Source organism: Larsenimonas rhizosphaerae (assembly GCF_026240105.1).
Lineage (GTDB): Bacteria > Pseudomonadota > Gammaproteobacteria > Pseudomonadales > Halomonadaceae > Larsenimonas > Larsenimonas rhizosphaerae.
Map to the genome: position 1 here is coordinate 111,570 of NZ_JAPIVE010000001.1, position 19,573 is coordinate 131,142.

Annotated in this window: 16 protein-coding genes; 13 read left to right on the top strand and 3 right to left on the bottom strand. The window is 57.3% G+C overall.

Features of this window, described 5'->3' with window-relative positions; genetic code table 11:
- Nucleotides 1-72: 72 nt before the first annotated feature.
- Together OQ287_RS00510 and OQ287_RS00515 are read left to right on the top strand one after the other, a co-directional pair.
- A complete protein-coding gene (locus tag OQ287_RS00510; protein WP_265895212.1) occupies nucleotides 73-996 on the top strand; it encodes a PHP domain-containing protein in 924 nt (307 codons plus the stop codon).
- Nucleotides 997-1,044: 48 nt separating this feature from the next.
- A complete protein-coding gene (locus OQ287_RS00515; protein WP_250935884.1) occupies nucleotides 1,045-1,665 on the top strand; it encodes an L-threonylcarbamoyladenylate synthase in 621 nt (206 codons plus the stop codon).
- 55 nt (nucleotides 1,666-1,720) lie between these two features.
- Here the strand turns inward: OQ287_RS00515 and OQ287_RS00520 are convergent, their stop codons facing one another.
- The gene (locus OQ287_RS00520) at nucleotides 1,721-2,608 is read right to left on the bottom strand and encodes an ion transporter (protein ID WP_265895213.1); all 888 of its coding nucleotides are present in this window, start codon (nucleotides 2,606-2,608) and stop codon (nucleotides 1,721-1,723) included.
- Between the two features lie 133 nt (nucleotides 2,609-2,741).
- On the opposite strand from OQ287_RS00520, the gene OQ287_RS00525 reads away from it, so the two are divergent.
- On the top strand, nucleotides 2,742-4,649 hold the full coding sequence (locus OQ287_RS00525; RefSeq protein WP_265895214.1) for a GGDEF domain-containing phosphodiesterase: 1,908 nt from the start codon (nucleotides 2,742-2,744) through the stop codon (nucleotides 4,647-4,649).
- A gap of 12 nt (nucleotides 4,650-4,661) precedes the next feature.
- Here OQ287_RS00525 and OQ287_RS00530 read toward each other — a convergent pair whose 3' ends face one another.
- Nucleotides 4,662-5,534, bottom strand: coding sequence for a CYTH domain-containing protein (locus OQ287_RS00530; RefSeq protein ID WP_265895215.1), 873 nt, complete (start codon nucleotides 5,532-5,534; stop codon nucleotides 4,662-4,664).
- A gap of 104 nt (nucleotides 5,535-5,638) precedes the next feature.
- On the opposite strand from OQ287_RS00530, the gene OQ287_RS00535 reads away from it, so the two are divergent.
- From OQ287_RS00535 to glrR, 6 genes are all read left to right on the top strand, one after another.
- The gene (locus OQ287_RS00535) at nucleotides 5,639-6,319 is read left to right on the top strand and encodes a TIGR00153 family protein (RefSeq protein WP_250935888.1); all 681 of its coding nucleotides are present in this window, start codon (nucleotides 5,639-5,641) and stop codon (nucleotides 6,317-6,319) included.
- A 66-nt stretch (nucleotides 6,320-6,385) separates the two neighbouring features.
- The gene (locus OQ287_RS00540; protein ID WP_250935889.1) at nucleotides 6,386-7,651 is read left to right on the top strand and encodes an inorganic phosphate transporter; all 1,266 of its coding nucleotides are present in this window, start codon (nucleotides 6,386-6,388) and stop codon (nucleotides 7,649-7,651) included.
- A 143-nt stretch (nucleotides 7,652-7,794) separates the two neighbouring features.
- Nucleotides 7,795-9,108 (top strand): amino-acid N-acetyltransferase, encoded by a 1,314-nt coding sequence (gene argA / locus OQ287_RS00545; RefSeq protein ID WP_265895216.1) that lies wholly within the window; start codon nucleotides 7,795-7,797, stop codon nucleotides 9,106-9,108.
- Nucleotides 9,109-9,941: 833 nt separating this feature from the next.
- Entirely contained in the window at nucleotides 9,942-11,420 is a 1,479-nt protein-coding gene (locus OQ287_RS00550) for a sensor histidine kinase (protein ID WP_250935893.1), read from the top strand.
- 22 nt (nucleotides 11,421-11,442) lie between these two features.
- Nucleotides 11,443-11,979: a hypothetical protein gene (locus OQ287_RS00555; RefSeq protein ID WP_250935895.1), complete on the top strand. Its 537-nt coding sequence runs from the start codon at nucleotides 11,443-11,445 to the stop codon at nucleotides 11,977-11,979.
- 28 nt (nucleotides 11,980-12,007) lie between these two features.
- Nucleotides 12,008-13,351, top strand: coding sequence for a two-component system response regulator GlrR (gene glrR / locus OQ287_RS00560; RefSeq protein ID WP_250935897.1), 1,344 nt, complete (start codon nucleotides 12,008-12,010; stop codon nucleotides 13,349-13,351).
- 54 nt (nucleotides 13,352-13,405) lie between these two features.
- On the opposite strand, the gene xseA is transcribed toward glrR, so the two are convergent.
- A complete protein-coding gene (gene xseA, locus OQ287_RS00565) occupies nucleotides 13,406-14,746 on the bottom strand; it encodes an exodeoxyribonuclease VII large subunit (RefSeq protein WP_265895218.1) in 1,341 nt (446 codons plus the stop codon).
- Nucleotides 14,747-14,867: 121 nt separating this feature from the next.
- On the opposite strand from xseA, the gene guaB reads away from it, so the two are divergent.
- From guaB to tmk, 4 genes are all read left to right on the top strand, one after another.
- Nucleotides 14,868-16,337, top strand: a complete 1,470-nt coding sequence (gene guaB / locus OQ287_RS00570) for an IMP dehydrogenase (protein WP_250935901.1) — start codon at nucleotides 14,868-14,870, stop codon at nucleotides 16,335-16,337.
- Between the two features lie 127 nt (nucleotides 16,338-16,464).
- Nucleotides 16,465-18,039: a glutamine-hydrolyzing GMP synthase gene (gene guaA / locus OQ287_RS00575; RefSeq protein WP_265895220.1), complete on the top strand. Its 1,575-nt coding sequence runs from the start codon at nucleotides 16,465-16,467 to the stop codon at nucleotides 18,037-18,039.
- A 104-nt stretch (nucleotides 18,040-18,143) separates the two neighbouring features.
- On the top strand, nucleotides 18,144-18,932 hold the full coding sequence (locus tag OQ287_RS00580) for a metallophosphoesterase family protein (RefSeq protein WP_265895222.1): 789 nt from the start codon (nucleotides 18,144-18,146) through the stop codon (nucleotides 18,930-18,932).
- Nucleotides 18,932-19,573, top strand: coding sequence for a dTMP kinase (gene tmk, locus OQ287_RS00585; RefSeq protein ID WP_265895223.1), 642 nt, complete (start codon nucleotides 18,932-18,934; stop codon nucleotides 19,571-19,573). Before OQ287_RS00580 ends, tmk begins: the two co-directional genes overlap by 1 nt.

Here is a 19,573-nt window from a genome sequence, read left to right on the forward strand (position 1 = left end):
TTGCGCCAGCTCCACTGCGGCAAGGCCGGGCGAGCTGTTATCATGCGATCTTTTCCATCCCCTGGAGTTGTCATGTCTTCTGAACGGTTCACGTTGCCGACCCGCCTTGATGCTGCCAGCGGCATTGACCTTCACATGCATTCGACCGCTTCCGATGGCGCGTTTTCACCCACCGATCTGGTGCATCTGGCGGCAGCGCGCGGGGTGAAGTTCATGGCGCTGACCGATCATGACACCCTGGCGGGCGTGGATGAGGCCTGCGCTGCCGGTCGAGCTGCCGGCGTGGCGGTACTGCCGGGCGTCGAGGTATCCAGCCAGTGGCAGGGGGTCGGTATTCATATCGTGGCGCTACTGCCACAGGCACCGGGCGATATCCTGCTGGAGGGGCTGGCGCGTCAGGCCGAGGCGCGTCTGGCACGCAACGAGGAAGTGGCACGGCGACTTGAAAAGGCGGGATTCAGCGATGCCTGGCGCAAGGCACAGCAGCAGGCTGGTGAGCGTACTGCGCTGGGGCGTCCGGATTTTGCCCGAGCCATGGTGGAGGAGGGACTGGTGCCGGACATGAAAACGGCCTTCAGGAAATACCTGGGTGCCGGCAAGGTTGGCGATGTCAAACAGCCCTGGCCCGGGCTGTCGGCGGCCATCGACTGGATTGTGGCTGGAGGCGGCATTGCGCTGGTGGCTCATCCGCTGCGTTACCGGCTGACACGCAAGAAGTTGACGGCGCTACTGGACGATGCCGGGGCAGCCGGGGCGGCGGGTGCCGAACTGGTCAGCGGATTTCAAAATGAGGATCAGGGACGCGATCTGGCCCAGATTCTGACGCGCCGCAGCATGATGGGCTCACTGGGCAGTGACTTTCACTTTCAGGGCGGGCCGGTGGCGCCCGGGCGTTTTGGTGCGATCCCACGAACAGCCCTGCCGCCGGTCTGGACGCATCCACGGCTGTCCGAGTGGTGCCGACAGAACGGTCTTTCCGACGCTGATCCGCTATAGTGGAGAGTGTCATTACATGAGTTACGCGCCATGGCGCAGGGAGTTTTCATGAGCCAGTTCTTGAGTCTGCATCCGGATAATCCCCAGCCCCGCCTGATTCAGCAGGCCATTGATATTGTTCGCAAGGGCGGTGTGATTGCCTATCCCACCGATTCGGGCTATGCGCTGGGATGTTCGCTGGGCGAGAAGAAAGCGATCGAAAAGATCAAATGGCTGCGTCAGCTGGATGATCGTCACAATTTTACGCTGGTTTGCTCTGACCTGTCAGAGATTGGTACCTACGCCAAGGTAGACAACAGTGTGTTCAGGCTGCTCAAGGCGCATACGCCCGGGGCCTATACCTTCATCCTCGATGCGACCAACGATGTGCCGCGACTGCTGCTTCACCCCAAGCGTCGCTCCATTGGTGTCCGCGTTCCGGAACATATCATTACCCATGCCCTGCTGCAGGCCCTTGGGGGCCCGCTCATGAGCGTGACGCTGATTCCCGTGGGCGAGACCCTGCCAATGACGGACGCCGAGGATATCCGTGAGCAGTTCGGAGCCCATCTTGATGCGATCATCGATGGTGGTGCCTGCCATCTGGAGCCAACCAGTGTGATTGATCTGCGCGATCTGCCGCCGGTGATCGTGCGAGAAGGGCGCGGTGATATCACTCCCTTTATATGACATGCACGTTTCGGCCAGGTTTATACTTTTCTATTAGTTAAGATTAATAAAGTATTTATTTGTCCTGGTCGACGTTATCCTCCTTGAGACGGGGATCTTCGGTCTCCTCATCAAGCCAGGTGCCGCAGTCCTTGCAGTAGTGGGCATCCTTGTCATGCCCTTCACGGCCGCAGCCCGGGCAGGCTTCTTCGGATTCCTGCTCGGTGCGCATGGCGCGGATGACTTCGGCGGAAAATACTCCGGTAGGCACGGCCAGGATCGAATATCCCAGAATCATCATGATCGATGAAATGAACTGACCCACCGGTGTGATGGGGGCAATGTCGCCATAGCCGACCGTTGTCAGGGTAACGATGGCCCAGTAAAGCGCCTTGGGGATGCTGGTAAAACCTGCTTCGGGCGGCTCGATCAAATAAATAAGTGAACCGAACACTGTAATAATTGATAACACTGCCGTAAGGAAAAGCAGAATCTTGCGACGGCTGCGGTTAAGGGCCTGTACCAGCATGCGACCTTCACCGACGAATTCCATCAGGCGCAGTACACGAAACAGGCGCAATACCCGCATGATGCGTATGACCAGCATGGTCTGGGCGCCCGGAATCACGAGGCTCAGCCAGCTTGGCATGATGGTGACGAGATCGATGATGCCGTAGAAACTGCGCATGTAGCGCCACGGGCGGTCCAGACACCAGATGCGCAGCGCGTATTCCACGGTAAAGATCAGGGTAAATACCCATTCGGCGATACTGAACCATTCGCCATATTGGGCATTGAGGTGGGGCACGCTATCAAGAAAGACAATCGACACGCTTAAAATGATGACGCTGATCAACACGATATCGAAGACTTTTCCCGACCGGGTGTCGGATTCAAAAATGATCTGAAACGTCCTGAGACGCAGGCCTTTTTCGCCCGGGCTGAAGGGGGATGAATGGGACACGCGTTTCTCCCTGATAATCGAATCGGTACACCAGGGGGGCCGGGGCAGGGCCGTTGGCGGGTCGTTTTGAACCCTGCCCTGGCGATGGGCAGTATAGAACAACTCACTCCTTGCAGGCAGGGAACATAACGCAATGGCTGATATGTGCACCCCCGAAAGTAATGGTGAAGAAAAAAGCCGGGAGATCGAGATCCTGGATCAGGCCATTGGTACGCTGGATGCATGGGTCAGAAACAGGGTGGGTACCAACGACCTGACGCTGGATGGCCAGCGTGCCGAGAGCGAGCGCGTTGCGCGTCTGGCTGTACTGTGCAATGCGCTTTATCCTCAGGTCACGCCCTCGCCAATGCCTTTTGGGGCCCTGTCCGGAGGGTGTTTCAGTGAGCACACCCTGCTGTTGGGTGGAGTGCTGGATGGCACCACGGATGGCATCTGGGAGTGGCGGCTGGATACCGATCAGCTGTGCCTTTCCTCACGCTGGTTCAGCATGCTGGGGCTCAAGGAAGAACACGGGCCCCTGCCTTCATCGGTATGGCTTGATCGAGTTCATCCTGATGACCAGGCCATGCTCCGCGAAGCGGTCGAGCGTTATCTGAACAGCATTGACAGCAGTCTGGCCGTGGAATACAGGATCAAGGACGCCTTTGGTACCTGGCGCATGATGGCCTGCCGAGGAGTAAGCGATGGGCAGACCTCGGGGCGTGGGCGCTGGCTGGTGGGTACACAGACCGATATCACCGACCAGCGGTTTTGTGATCGAGCGACGGGACTGGGCAATGCGGAGCTGCTTAACCAGCATCTGGACGATATCTGTCGCAGCAACAGCGAACAGCCGCTTTATCTGATCAAGCTGGCGCTGAGCAATGCCGAGGACGTGCTGGATGCCTTTCCGCCGCACCATATCGAGGGCGGGCTGAGGCGTCTCAGTCGGGTAATGCGCTGCAGGCTGCCGCCGGATACATCGCTGGTGGCGCTGCCGAACTATCAGTTCGGTCTGGTGGTCGAGGCAGATAGCCGCGCCACGCTGTCGGATATCATGGACCGGCTTGAAGCCGTGTTGTCCGAGCCGGTGATCTTTGATGAAACCGGTGTCTGGCTTTCCCATGCCATGGGCATCGTGGAATTTCATCCGGGGCAGGTCACCAATGTACCGCAGCTGCTGATGCAGGCACGGCTGGCCCTTCAGCACGCCGTCCGTACTGGGGTGGGCTCTCGATGCTTTTATACGGATGCATTGGCGGAGCTGACCCGCCATGCCGGCGCGGGCGAGCAGATGATTCGCGAAGCGCTGGCGCACAATGGGGTGCGTTGCTTTCTGCAGCCCATTGTCAGCTTGAGCGAAGGCGGGCGAATCGTTGGCTTTGAAGCCCTGATGCGGCTTCAGACCGAGTTCGGCATTATCGGGCCGGAGTATTTTATCGAGGTGGCCGAGCGCACCGCGCTGATTCATCCCCTGAGTCGCCACCTGCTAGAGCAGGCCATCGATGTGCTTGCAGACCCTCGTTTCAATACCGTGTATGGGTCGGAATTTACCGTCAATGTGAACCTGTCGAGCAAGCAGCTGCTGGACGCTACGCTGGTGGAGTGGCTGATGTCAGCCCTTGCCAGGCGACATGTTGCGCCGACCCGTCTGCAGGTCGAGGTGACCGAATCTTCCGTGCTGGCAGAGCCTCAGACAGCACGATTGACCCTTGAGGCATTGCGGGCGCGGGGCATCAGCATTGCGCTGGATGATTTCGGGACCGGCTATTCCTCGCTGGCACAGCTCTGTGACTTGCCCCTGGATACCGTCAAGCTCGATCGATGTCTGGTGATGCATATCGAATCCGATGCCCGCAAGAGGCATGTACTGGTGTCCATGATCGAGCTGTGCAAGCGTCTTGGGTACCGGGTCGTGGTTGAAGGCGTTGAAGACTTCCCGGTACTTCGCACGGTGCGTGCCCTCGGCGGCGACAGTATTCAGGGATTTATTTATGCTCGCCCCCTGCCGGTTGGCCGTGTGATCGAAGAACTTTCCCTGTTCCCGGTCATGAAGGCCTGAGAGGGCGCTTGTCTACCCCATGTATAACCGCTCGATCAGTGCAAGGGCCGGCCCTGAGGCGGTAGTGGAAAGCCACTGTCCTTCGGTCAGTGCCAGAGTCAGCGATTCGGCTGGGACGGCAATGGCAGGATCGCTGTCATCCGCCAGTGCCCTGGCTGCCTGACAGGCGGCGTCATAGTGGCGTTGCTCCCCGCTGTCAGCATAGGCATCCAGACCGGCAATCACGGCATCAAGTCGTGCATGAGCCGTGGCGTCCGGTTCTGCCTGTGGCCATTGCCGTTTGGCCAGGCGGGCAGCTCTGGCAGCCTTGCTGGCATTTGCCGGTCGGCAGGCGAGGGTGTCTGTCAGGGTTCTGGCCAGCCCGAGCAGCGCCTGCTCTCCCTGACGTGCGCTATGGCCTGTCTTGAGCTCAAGTTCGATTTCACAGATATCGGTGGCATTGCCGCCGGCCTGTATCGTTCCCTGATCAAAGGCAAGTTCGATATCGATATCGTCGAATGTGACGTGCCAGGTCGTCCGGTGAAAGTCCGTGGTAAAGGCCGGTTCAAGCCGGTCGAGCAGGTCCGGTGTCAGCCCGCTCAGGCCGACGTCACTTAGTGCGTCGGTATCAGGCTGTTCCTCATCCAGCGCCCACTCCCATTCGCCACGTCGGCTCAGCCCTCCGTGTTCCTCTCCGGCCGTTTTCAGCGTCTGCACTACGCCGCATTCCGTGCGACGCAGTCTAAGCGCCATGCGTGCCTGCTGAAGGGCCTGCTCCGGCGTATCGTAATACGTGTTGCGCAGCCACTGCCGGCGAGGCGCAATACCGGTGAGGCGAGGGTGCTGCAGTAGCTGCTCAAGGCCTTCCGGAGTGCATTGAAGCTTGAGTTCCGTTTCTGTCGCCATGATGCCGTCCTGATCATTTGGAGAATGAATGTTAATTTTCGATGACGAGTGGGGGCGCAGTTTATATACTGACCACGCCATTCCCAACGTGATGTTGATTACCCATGGTAAGTCATAACCCATTTTCGGCGCTGTTCGGGCGGTCGCCCTTTCAGCCGCTGCTTGAGCATATCGTCAAGACAACAGAAAGCGCTGACCTGCTGATCACGTTTTTCAATGCCACATTGAAAGACGACTGGGAGCAGGCAGCGGTGGTGCGCAATCAGATCAGCGAGTGCGAGCACCAGGCTGATGACCTCAAGACACGGTTGCGTCTTAATCTGCCCAATACGCTGTTTCTGCCCGTATCACGGTCGGATCTGCTGGAGCTGATCAGTGTCCAGGACAAGATCGCCAACAAGATCAAGGATATAGCCGGGATCATGCTGGGTCGCAGGATGCACGTGCCGGCGGAACTTGAAAAGCCGATGCACGATTACATCAAGACCGCCGTGGACACCGTGCATCAGGCGCGCAAGGCGCTGCATGAGCTTGATGATGTGATCGAATCCGGTTTTGGAAGCAACGTGTATGGTGTCATGGAAGGCTTTATCACGGAGCTTCACGAGCTGGAACATCAGGCCGATGATCAACAGGTGGCGATTCGTCGCGCCCTGTTTGCGCTGGAAAGTACCCTGCCGCCGGTTGAAGTCATCTTCCTGTATCAAATCATTGACTGGATTGGTGAAGTATCCGATTGCGCCGAGCGTGTCGGTGCTCGTCTACAAATTCTGCTCGCTCGTTAATATCAATCGCCCGATCAGGGCGGTAGACGAGTTGTCACGCACTCAAGTGAAGTTGTCTGAACGCTTATGACCATTATTGCCCAATACGGCGAACTTTTTATAGTTCTTGCCTGTGTGTTCGGTTTTTTCATGGCCTGGGGGGTTGGTGCCAACGATGTTGCCAACGCCATGGGCACCTCCGTCGGTTCCAAGGCCATCACGGTCAAGCAGGCGATCCTGATCGCGATCGTGTTCGAGTTTCTGGGGGCCTGGCTTGCGGGGGGGGAAGTAACCGCCACCATCCGAAAGGGGATCATTGATCCTGCCCTGCTGCAGCAGACGCCTCAGTATCTTGCCTATGGCATGCTGGCTTCCCTGTTGTCGGCCGGCATCTGGTTGATGATTGCCTCCGCCAAGGGCTGGCCCGTGTCGACGACGCACTCGATTGTCGGGGCAATCGTGGGGTTCGGCCTTGTCGGGCTCGGCCCTGAAAGCATCGAGTGGGGCACGCTGGGTCAGATCGTATCCAGCTGGCTGACGTCGCCGCTGCTGGCCGGTCTGCTGGCTTACCTGCTGTTCCGTTCGGTTCAGCGGCTGATCTTTGAAAACAGTGATCCCTTTGCAGCGGCCAAGCGGTACGTGCCTGGCTACATGTTCCTTGTCGGGTTCATTATTTCGATGGTAACCCTGCTCAAGGGACTCAAGCACATTGGCCTGCATCTGTCCTTTCTGGACAGTGCCGGCCTCTCCATAGGTGTCGGCGCGATCATCATGCTGTTCGGCATCCTGCTCGAGCGTCGCATCGGCCGTGAAAGCCGCGCAGGTGACAACTTCAGTTTTGCCAGTGTCGAGCGCATCTTCGGCGTGTTGATGATGTTCACGGCCTGTGCCATGGCCTTTGCCCACGGATCCAACGACGTTGCCAACGCGGTAGGCCCGCTGGCAGCAGTGGTCGGCATTGTTCAGACGCAGGGGCATCTGGGGCAGGCATCTACCATGCCCTGGTGGATCCTGTTGCTGGGTGGTGCAGGGATCGTGGCAGGTCTGGTCACGCTGGGGCACAAGGTAATTGCGACAGTGGGTACCGGTATTACCGAGCTGACGCCCAGCCGCGGTTTTGCGGCTACGCTCGCTGCTGCCAGTACGGTCGTGATTGCCTCGGGCATCGGTCTGCCGATCTCGACCACGCATACGCTGGTGGGCGCGGTTCTGGGTGTGGGGCTTGCGCGGGGGATGCATGCGCTCAACCTGCGTGTTCTGGGAACCATCGTCGTGTCCTGGCTTGTGACCCTGCCTGCCGGCGCGTTCCTGTCGATTATCTTCTTCTTCATGTTCAAGGGCATGTTCGGCTGAGTACCAGGTCGTTCACTGCCAGGGGCGCGACCTTCAGGTCGCGCTTTTTTTATGCCCGCTCAACGAGGCCGGATGTCGGCATCTGTCGCGGTTGATATAGTGAAGCCTGAATTTCCGATTTTCCTCAGACAGGAGTGGCCTCGTTGGATACGTCGTTTCCCTTTGCGGAATGGTTTCGCAGCAGTTCTCCCTACATCAATGCTCATCGCGGGCGAACCTTCGTCATTCTGGTGGAAGGGCAGGCGCTTGAAGCACGACGACGCGAGTCACTGATTCAGGACGTTACCCTGCTGCATATTCTGGGAGTACGGGTGGTACTTGTTTTCGGCATCCGCCCGCAGGTCGACCAGGCCCTTGCCCGGGCAGGGCATCAGCCACCGGTGAGTGATATCCCGCGTGTAGTGGACGACGCTACCATGCACATCATTGAGCGTGAGGCGATGCACATGCGGCTGGGACTTGAAGCCCAGCTGTCCCTGGGATTGCCCAATACGCCCATGTATGGGGCCGACATTACGGCCGTCAGTGGCAACATTGTCATGGCCCGCCCCTTCGGTATTCGTGACGGCATCGATTATCTCCACGAGGGAGAAGTGCGGCGGGTGCGCGCCGAGGCGATTACCTCGCTGCTGGATCAACGACATATCGTGGTGTTGCCCCCGATCGGCTACTCCAGCACCGGCGAAGTGTTTGATGTCAGTGCCTCTGCCATTGCCCTGCACGCTGCTACGGCGCTGAAGGCCGACAAGCTGATTCTGATCGGTGACAGTAGCGGATTTACTGACCCCTCATCCGGGCTTCTGCGCCAGCTCACGCCGGCCGATGCCGAGCGTTTCATGGCTCAGTCCGATGCATTGCCCGGTGAGTTGCGCCGGCATCTGGGGGTGGCTTGTGAGGCAGCCCGCCAGGGGGTGGCGCGTACCCACCTGATTTCCTGGCGTGATCATGATGCCCTGCTGGGAGAGCTGTTCACCCGGGATGGTGTTGGCACCATGATTACTCGAGATCGTTACGAGCAGCTTCGTGACGCCGAGCTGCGGGATGTCGGGGGATTGTTGGCTCTGCTCAAGCCGCTGGAAGAGCAGGGCGTGCTGGTGGCGCGCTCCCGTGAACGCCTTGAGCATGACATGGGTGACTATCTTGTCATCGAGCGTGACGGCATGATCATCGGTTGTGCGGCGTTGCACGTGGATCACGGGACGGACATGGCCGAGCTTGCCTGTGTCGTGGTTCACGGCAGTTACCGAGGCGGCGAGCGTGGAGATGTTCTATTGCAGGCGATCGAGCAGCGCGCCCGCCGGCAGGGCATCAGGGAGCTTTATGCCCTGACTACACATACGGCCCACTGGTTTTTTGAGCGAGGCTTCGAAACGGTGCCGGTAGAGCGACTGCCCGAGGCCCGCAGACAGCGTTATAACCCGACCCGAAACTCACGGGTGCTGATCAAGCCCCTGTAGGTGCGCCATAATGCCCTTTCCGAGCCGCCTTCCGGGCGGCTTTTTTGCGCGCGTTGGAAAATAACGACACCCGCAGCACATGGTGTGATCAAAAGGAGACAGTGTAAGTTTATGATTTTAAATAACTTGTTGTTATTGAAGGCTTCATGTGTCTGCGTTTGGAGACATCTTGATTGACGGTGCAGTTAAAATCATTCCGTTTTTCCCGGGTGCGTTGAATGTATTCTGGTTAATTTTTTTCAAGTTATTGATATTAAGTATTATTTTTTATAATGGCATGCATTTCGCTACTAATGTGCAGTGCAGCAGGAAAGCGAACATCGTTTTCTGCCTGAGGCAAGTGGCATGATCTACGTATGCTTCGGGCGCACCCCATTGTGCTTAGGTTGCGATAAGACAAGACACCGCGAAAGCATGGATAAGGTGTCATGAGCTTCACGCTCGCGGCAAGGATGCCGACTCTCCCATGGATGGGAGAGACCCATTTAATATATCGAGCCGTTGCGGGCTGGATATCACGTTTAAAGTCGGTGCCGTACTGGCACAGGGGGCACTCCTGAATCAGTGTCGTCGAGGACTTTAATGGCCTTCGGGCCACTGGAATGTGCCGGGATCAGTGCAGGTCAGGCAAGCCCCCGACCATATTCCCTTTTACCCTTCAGTTCCCTGCGTACCTTGAGCCGACACATCATGTGTCGGCTTTTTTATGTCGGTGTGCTTATATCTTCAGTGGCCATAGTGAAAGGGGTGTGTTTGTTTCGTTACCCACTGCATTTATCATGTTAGGATCTGTAAAGGGTTTTACCCGTTAATCCGTGTGAGTTTTAGACACTATGGCTAACAAGGCCTCTCGCCACTGGCGCCCGCGATCCCTTCCTCAATTGGTGCTGCTTGCCTTTTTAATGGTCATGCTGCCCATGGGCGTGCTTATCTTTCAGGCAGGCCAGACGCTCTCCGAGCTCTCCGAGCTGGCTGATGTCAGTGCGCGCCAGGCGGTTGATCAGACCCGACGTGCCCGCACCCTGACAACCCTGTCGGTTGAAATGGAGCGGAGTGCACGCCAGTACGCCGTACTGGAGGACCCGGGCCTGATGAACATTTATCGTGAGCGCGCCGCCCGTTACAAGGAGCTGCTGGACCAGCAGGCCAGCCTGCTCGACAATGACCCCGTCATCGATGTGCTCAATCAGCAGCTGGATGCGCTGCGAAATATTCCGGATGCATCGCTTGCCGATATCAAGAACCGACTGGATGACTTCCAGCCCTTTGCCAGAGACACCGACAAACTGCTCGATCAGACCCGGGACGTGGTCGATGCCCGTATTGACAGCATTCGTGCCCGTGCCCGTGAGGTCAAGAACACGCTGTGGCTGCAGGCAAGCATTCTGGTGCCGGTCAGTCTGGCGCTGATCCTGTTTTTCACCTGGCTGATTATTCGACCGATAAAACAGCTTGAAAAACGTATTCTTGGCATTGGCAGCGGCGACCGGCAGAAGGAGCCGCCGCGGTTGCAGGGGCCATCCGAGCTGATCAATCTGGGCGAGCGCCTGAACTGGCTGTCCAATCGGCTTGAAGAGCTTGAAGCCCAGAAACAGCAGTTTCTCCGGCACATGTCTCATGAGCTTAAAACGCCGCTGGCCAGTATCCGGGAGGGAGCAGGGCTTCTTGCCGATGGCATCGTCGGCGAATTAAGCCCGCGTCAGAAGGAAATCGTGCTGCTGCTGGATGACAGCAGCCAGGAGCTGCAGACGTTGATCGAGCAACTTCTGGATTACAACCTGCTGCAGCATAATCGCAAATTGCAGGTCAAACGCTTTGACGTGGCTGCCATGGTGCAGGACGTACTGAACAAGCACCACCTGGGGCTTGATAACAAGCAGATGGTGGTGAGCTGGTCGAAATATCGGCTGGCCTGGCAAGCGGATCGCACCCGCACCATGCGCATCGTGGACAATCTGGTCTCCAATGCCGTGGCCTATGGGGAAGATGGCGGTAAACTCTGGGTTCGTGCCTTTGTGCACGATGAGATGCTGTATATCGAGGTGGCCAACACCGGCGAGCCGATCGCCGAAAAGGACAGGGACCACCTGTTCGAGCCCTTCTATCAGGGATCGTCGAAGCGCAAGGGGCCACTCAAGGGCTCGGGCATCGGGTTGTCGGTCGCGGCTGAAAGTGCCGCCGCTCAGGACGGCAGCCTGGCGCTTGTGGAAGATGATGATGGAGAGGCGACTGTCTGTTTTCGACTGATCCTTCCCTGGCTGGACGATAACGGTAGTGGGCATACTGATCAGGCCGAGCTTGAGCGTGCCTGATGAATAAAGGAAATGATGGGCCATGAAACTTGAACATATTATATGCGGCCTTGCTGTCAGCCTGATGTTGTCCGGCTGTCAGATGATCACTGGCCATAATCAGAATCTGACAGGCACCGGTGCCAGCAACTGCTTCTTTTCCGGGCCCCCTGTACTGATTGAAGGGGAGTGCCTGCTGCCGAACTGGATCGCGTTTGGCATCAGGGCTCAGCACGGCAATGATGAGTGGCGCCGTGACATCCTGAAACAAACCGGGGACGATACTCCACAAGACCGCCTCGCGCGGGCTGTGGTACTGTCCTGGGGCACCCGGGCGGAGTGGAAGCAGGCAACTGCGCTGTATCGAACCGAGCTCGACAAGGCACCGGTGCCACTTCAGCCCCTGCTGCATTACTGGCTTGATGAACTTGAATACCGCAAGACACTGGTGTCGAGTGCCACCCCCACCAGGGATCCGCGGATACAGCAACTGGCGGACAAGAATGCCGAACTGACCCGCAAGCTGGACGCCCTGACCGCGATTGAAGAAAGCATGAATGCACGCCGCCGTTCACCCTGAGCGGTGGTGAATGCAAGGAGCATGAGCCGTGAGTGCAGGAAAGGCACACCTATTACTGGTCGATGACGATGCCAGCCTGTTAAGGCTACTGAGCATGAGGCTCGAGAGCCGAGGATATAGGGTTACCACGGTTGAAAGTGGTCGCGAAGCCCTGGCGCACATCCAGTCCGAACGGCCTGATCTGGTACTGTCGGACCTTCGCATGGATGAAATGGACGGCATGGAGCTCTTCCGTGAGGTACAGTCGCGCCATCCAGGCCTGCCCGTCATTATCCTGACCGCACACGGGTCCATTCCCGATGCTGTCAGTGCCACGCAGCAGGGCGTTTTCAGCTTTCTGACCAAGCCGATCGACAAGGACGAGCTGTTTGCTGCCGTGGATGATGCGCTGCGTCAGACGCCGGCATCTGCCGGCAATGACGATGCCTGGCGTGATGAGATTGTCACCCGCAGTGCTGTAATGGAACAGGTGCTTGATCAGGCCCGGATGGTTGCCGTCAGCGATGTCAGCGTGCTGATTACCGGCCCCTCCGGCAGCGGCAAGGAACTGATGGCCAATGCCATTCACCGTGCCAGCAGCCGAGGCAATCGTCCCTTCATTGCCATCAACTGCGGCGCCTTGCCGGAACAGCTGCTGGAAAGCGAGCTGTTTGGCCACGCCAGGGGCGCCTTTACCGGCGCGATGCACGCGCACGAAGGTCTGTTTCAGGCGGCAGATGGTGGAACCCTGTTTCTGGATGAAATCGGTGATATGCCACTGGCGCTACAGGTCAAGCTGCTGCGGGTGCTGCAGGAGCGCCACGTTCGCCCGCTGGGCAGTACCCGCTCGATCCCGGTCGATGTGCGTATCCTGTCGGCCACGCATCGGGACGTGAACAAGGCCATGGAAAGCGGTGATTTCCGTGAAGACCTTTATTACCGGCTCAATGTTGTCAACCTGCGGTTGCCGTCGCTCAGCGAACGAGCCGAGGATATTCCGCTGCTGGCCAAGCATCTGGTGCATCAGGTCAGCGCTCGTAACCAGTCCAGTGTGAAGGGGTTCTCGCCCGAGGCGCTGTCGCTGCTGGTCGGCTATGGCTGGCCGGGCAACGTGAGGCAGCTGGTCAACGTGGTAGAGCAGTGCGTGGCGCTGTCCACGTCACCGATCATCTCCCAGGGGCTGGTGTCGCAGGCTTTGGCGTCGGATGAATCCGTGCTGCCCTCGTTCAACGATGCCCGCGCCGGGTTCGAGCGCAGTTATCTGATCAAGGTGCTGAAGATGACCGATGGTAACGTGACCCAGGCAGCCCGTATTGCCGGGCGCAACCGGACCGATTTTTACAAGCTGCTGGCGCGCCATGATCTTGAAGTCGCCCGGTTCAAGGCTTCCTGACCCGACGCCTACTGCACCGAGCGCCATGCCCCGTGGCGTTCGGTGCTTGTCGCACTAGCGCTTGTAGCGTCGCTTTACCTCGGCGCGCAGGCGTCCCTCTCCCAGTCTCACCGTAATCATTTCCCCGGGCGTTGTTTCCTGTGCCTGACGGATGATGTGGCCCTGCTCGTTTTCGGTAATGGCATACCCGCGGGACAGGGTTGCCAGTGGGCTGACGGCGTTCAGTTGCCGTGCGGCGACATCCAGCCGGGTCGTTTCCTGCTGCAGGGTGCGGTTCATCGCTTCGTGCAGTGCTCCGCTCAGCCGTTGGGTCAGGGCGCGCGCCTGCTCGAGCTGACGGGATGGTGGCTGACGCGTCAGACGGGTATCAAGCGTGTCGAGGGTGCGTCTGGCGTCGCGTTGCTGCTGATGTATTGCGCGCTGCATGCGCGCTTCCAGCTGTGAAAGCTGACGCCTGTCCTGTGCGAGCCGATCGCCGGGGTGGCGCAGCCCCAGACGCGCCCGATCAAGGCGCTGGCCATATTCGTTGAGAGTGTGCTCCATGGCCCGTACCAGCCGCCTTGCCAGCGCAGCCAGCTGCTGTCTGATCGCAGCCGCGTCCGGTGTCAATTGCTCCGCGGCGGCCGAGGGCGTCGGCGCACGGGCATCCGCGGCGAAGTCGGCAAGGGTGGTATCCACTTCATGGCCGACGGCGCTCATGACCGGCACCGGGCTCGCATGAATGGCACGGGCAAGCTGCTCATCATTGAAGGCCCACAGGTCTTCCAGACTGCCACCACCCCGCGTCAGCAGCAACGCGTCACAACGCCCGTCACGGGCCGCCAGTGACAGCGCCCGGATCATGGCGGGCGCGGCGTCCTGGCCCTGTACCGGCACCGGAAATACCGATACCGGCGTAAACGGCCAGCGCGCGCGCAGTACGGCCAGCACATCCTGTAGCGCTGCGCCGGTGGCCGAGGTAATGATGCCCAGGTGGGCCGGGGGGCAGGGCAAGGGGCGTGCATTATCAAACACACCTTCATCGCGCAGCTTCTGCTTGAGGGCTTCCAGTGCAGCCAGCAGTGCCCCTTCGCCGGCGCGCTGCACCGCTTCCACAATCAGCTGGTAATCCCCCCGGGGTTCGAACAGGGAGACGCGCGCCTGTACCCGTACGGCATCGCCGTGGGTCATCGGAGCGCGAACAAATGCCGCTCGATTGCGAAAGAGGGCACACCGCACCTGAGTGTGGTCATCCTTCAGGGTAAAATAGACATGACCGGAGGCTGGGCGGGACACATTGGACAGCTCGCCTTCGACCCAGACCAGATCAAAGTGGCGGTCCAGCAACTGGCGGGCCTGGCGATTGAGATCGCGTACGCTCAGGGCGGGCGTGACGGGGTCGGTGGCTAGCGGCATGAATATAATCGGTTCGCGTCATCCGGAAGGGGGTACGATTGTGCGCGGCCAGCCGAGGGTTTACAATGCGCGATTAACTTTCCCCGCCGCATCTCTAACCTGACCATTGGGCGTGTCCGACATGTTACGTATAGCGCAAGAAGCTCTTACGTTCGACGACGTATTACTCGTTCCCGGCTATTCCAGCGTTCTCCCCAAGGACGTTAGCCTGAAATCCCGCCTGACGCGTACGATCGAACTGAACATCCCCCTGCTGTCCTCCGCGATGGATACCGTGACCGAAGCCCGCCTGGCGATTGCCATGGCCCAGGAAGGCGGCATCGGTATTATCCACAAGAGCATGTCGATTGCTCTGCAGGCTGCGGAAGTCAAGAAGGTCAAGAAACACGAAAGTGTCATCGTCAAGGATCCGGTAACGGTCAGCCCGAAGGCCCGCCTGCAGGATCTGCTTGCTCTGGCCGAGGAACACGGCTATTCCGGTTTTCCCGTGGTTGAAGGCGAAAGCCTTGTCGGTATCGTGACCGGCCGCGACATGCGCTTCCAGCCCAACAAGGGCGACCAGGTCGAGAACATCATGACCCCGCGCGAGAAGCTGGTGACGGTTCAGGAAGGCACTTCCCTGGATGTCATCAAGCAGAAGCTGCAGGAACATCGGATCGAGAAGATCCTGATCGTCAATGAAAGCTTCCACCTGCGTGGTCTGGTCACCGTACGTGACATTGAAAAGGCCCGTACCTATCCGAACGCCGCCAAGGACAGCGACGGCCGTCTGCTGGTCGGCGCTGCTGTCGGTACCGGCCCGGAAACCCCGGACCGCGTTGCTGCTCTGGCTGACGCCGGCGTGGATGTGATCGTGGTAGATACCGCGCACGGTCACTCCCAGGGCGTGCTTGATCGGGTCAAGTGGGTCAAGGAAAACTTCCCGCAGGTCCAGGTGATTGGCGGTAACATCGCCACTGCCGCTGCTGCTCGTGATCTGGCTGAAGCCGGTGCGGATGGCGTGAAGGTCGGCATTGGCCCCGGTTCCATCTGCACCACCCGCATCGTGGCCGGCGTGGGCGTACCGCAGATTTCAGCGGTTTCCGACGTCTGTGAAGCGCTTGAGCCCTACGGTGTGCCGGTGATTGCCGATGGCGGCATTCGCTTTTCCGGTGACATTGCCAAGGCGATCGTGGCCGGTGCCAACTGCGTCATGATTGGCGGCCTGCTGGCCGGTACCGAAGAAGCGCCGGGCGAAGTCGAGCTCTTCCAGGGCCGTACCTACAAGGCCTATCGCGGCATGGGCTCCATGGGCGCCATGTCCCAGACCCAGGGTTCCAGCGACCGCTACTTCCAGAGCAAGGAAGAAGGTGTCGAGAAGCTCGTGCCGGAAGGCATTGAAGGCCGTGTCCCCTACAAGGGCATGATGAGCGCCATCGTGCACCAGTTGATGGGCGGCCTGCGTGCTTCCATGGGCTACACCGGCAGTGCGGATATGGACACCATGCGTACCGTGCCCCAGTTCGTGAAGATCACCGGTGCCGGTTTCGCTGAATCCCATGTACACGACGTACAAATTACCAAGGAAGCGCCTAACTACCGCGGTCGTTAAGGCAGGTATTTCCTGAATCGAGAGGGAAGGTGTCCACTGAAAGCCCGCTTTCAGGACATGCTTCCCTCTTGTGTTTCCGAACACGGCGGACGCCCCAGGCGGCCCCACAACGCAGTGGCCTACACATATGACAGACATTCACTCCCACAAGATCCTGATTCTTGATTTCGGTTCCCAGTACACCCAGCTGATCGCACGCCGTGTGCGCGAGCTGGGCGTGTACTCCGAAATTCGCGCCTTCGACATTACCGAAGACGAGATTCGCGCCTACAACCCCAACGGCATCATCCTCTCCGGCGGGCCGGAATCCGTTTCCGAGCTGGGTTCCCCCCGCGCCCCCGAGTGCGTGTTCGAACTCGGCCTGCCGGTCTTCGGCATCTGCTACGGCATGCAGACCATGGCCGAACAGCTTGGTGGTGCCACCGAAGGTTCCAACAAGCGTGAATTCGGCTACGCGCAGATCAATGTCAGCGCGGAAGACGACCTGCTGGGCGGTATCAAGGATCATGTGGGCAGTGATGGCGGCGCCTTGCTGGATGTATGGATGAGCCATGGCGACAAGGTCTCCCGCGCGCCGGATAGCTTTACCGTCACGGCCTCCACCTCGAGCTGCCCGATTGCTGCCATGAGCTGGCCTGAAAAGCAGTTCTACGGCGTTCAGTTCCATCCGGAAGTGACCCATACCCTGCAGGGCCAGCGCATTCTGGAGCGTTTCGTGCTGGAGATCTGCAAGGCAGAACGGCTCTGGACCCCGGCCCAGATCATTGAAGACCTTACCGTACGGGTGAAGGAGCAGGTCGGTGACCGGCACGTGCTGCTGGGCCTCTCCGGTGGCGTGGATTCCTCGGTGGTCGCGGCGCTCTTGCACCAGGCGATTGGTGACCAGCTGACCTGCGTGTTCGTCGATAACGGCCTGCTGCGCAAGCAGGAAGGCGACCAGGTGATGGAAACCTTCGCTAGCCACATGGGGGTGAAGGTCATCCGCGTGGACGCGGAAGACGAATTCCTCGGCAAACTGGTCGGCGTCAATGACCCGGAAGCCAAGCGCAAGATCATCGGCAACACCTTCATCGACGTGTTCGACCGGGAAGCGGCGAAGATCGACGGCGTTGATTTCCTCGCCCAGGGAACCATCTACCCGGACGTGATCGAATCCGCGGCCAGCAAGACCGGCAAGGCCCACGTGATCAAGTCGCATCACAACGTCGGCGGCCTGCCCGAGACCATGAAGCTCAAGCTGGTCGAACCGCTGCGCGAACTGTTCAAGGACGAAGTACGCAAGCTCGGCCTCGAACTCGGCCTGCCCTATGACATGGTGTACCGTCACCCGTTCCCCGGGCCGGGCCTGGGCGTGCGCATCCTCGGTGAGGTCAAAAAGGAATACGCCGACATCCTGCGCGAAGCCGACGCTATCTTCATCGAAGAGCTGCACAACTTCGACTGGTACCACAAGACCAGCCAGGCGTTTGCCGTGTTCCTGCCGGTGAAATCCGTCGGTGTGGTCGGCGACGGCCGCCGCTACGAATGGGTTATCGCCATTCGTGCGGTTGAAACCATCGACTTCATGACGGCCCGTTGGGCACACCTGCCGTATGAGCTGCTCGAGAAGGTCTCCAACCGCATCATCAACGAGATCAGTGGTGTCTCGCGGGTGACTTATGATGTCAGCAGCAAGCCGCCCGCGACGATTGAGTGGGAGTGAAGCGTCTTTATAGATAACTTATTTTTTTAATAAGCAGTACACAAAGCCCGCAGAGATGCGGGCTTTGTGTTGTAATAGTGAAAATTTTAGTGGATTAATAAATTATGAGTATTATTCATCTTTCTGATGTTCACTTTGGCAACCCGGAAGCAACTTTTAATCCTAGGGAAGTTGCCCATAGTCTATCTGATTTTATAAATAATAGAGATGATGATTTAAAATTAGTAGTAAGTGGTGATATTACTTTTAGAGGCCGCTGTGAGGGGTATGAACAAGCCAAAGAATTTTTTAAAGTGTTATTTGAAAACAGCTGTTTACAACGAGGGAATATAATTGCTTGTCCAGGCAATCATGATATTTCATCAAATGGCTTTCGTGATTTTGATGCTTTTATGTATTCGATAAGACGTGATGAAAATCTTTGCTTCTCAACGCCAGGTCTAAAAGTTGTTGAGTTCGATAGCGTTGTTTTTTTTGTTATTAATACAGTCTATCATCTTAATCATCGTTATGGTTTGGTAGATAATAATATCTTAAGGAAGGATGTAAAGGGCTGTTTTGATGGAAAGGTCAAAATATTGGTATTGCATCATAATATATTAAACCAATTTCATGACGATACGTCTACGATACGAAACTCGTATGACTTAGTTCAGTGGATTGTTTCTAATGGTATTTCAACTGTTATTCATGGGCATCAGCATGCAGATCAAGAATTCACTATTGGAAATAACGGAGCGCAAGTTTTTTCTGTCAGAAGTGGTAATTATCTCCAAGCTGGTCATATGAATGCGTTTAATTACTACTCTCTGTATGAAGATAATACATTACGGAGAAAAGCATTTGTCTTTGAAACTTTGAAAGGTTCGGTAGGTATTAAGGAGTTAGTTTAATGAAAGGTTTTTTCGTAGTTTTTGAAGGAATCGATGGTTCAGGTACTTCAACGCAATCAAAGCTGTTATATGACTACCTTACAAGCAAGGGTATTCGCTGCCATTTAACAGCTGAACCATCTGCTGGGCCTATAGGAACCTTGATAAGGCATGGGATGAGTGGCAGGACAGCTTTTTCAAAAGGTAAAAATCCTTTCTTAGAGCAATCAGATTTGTTTGATGAGCAAATGGCGTATTTGTTTGCAGCGGATAGGCATGACCACCTATATAACTCCTTAGATGGTGTGGTTGGGTTAGTTGAGGATGGAGTAGTTGTGATTAGTTCTAGATACTTTTTCTCTTCATTTGCATATCACTGCTCTTCTAAAGAAGAATATGAGTTTGTAAAAGAACTTAATTCGAGATTTCCAAATCCAGACTTGGTTGTTTATATGGACAATGAGGTGAATGTCTCAGTTGAGCGGATGAGCTCTCGTGCTGTGGTTGATGAATACGAGAATAAAGAAAAGCTGGAAAAAGTAAGAAATAATTATTTAAATATTTTTGATAATTATGATGGGGAACTCCTTAAGGTTGATGCTAACAGCCCGGTAAGTGATATTCATTGCGATATTGTGAATAAAGTTTTGGGAGCTTTGTAA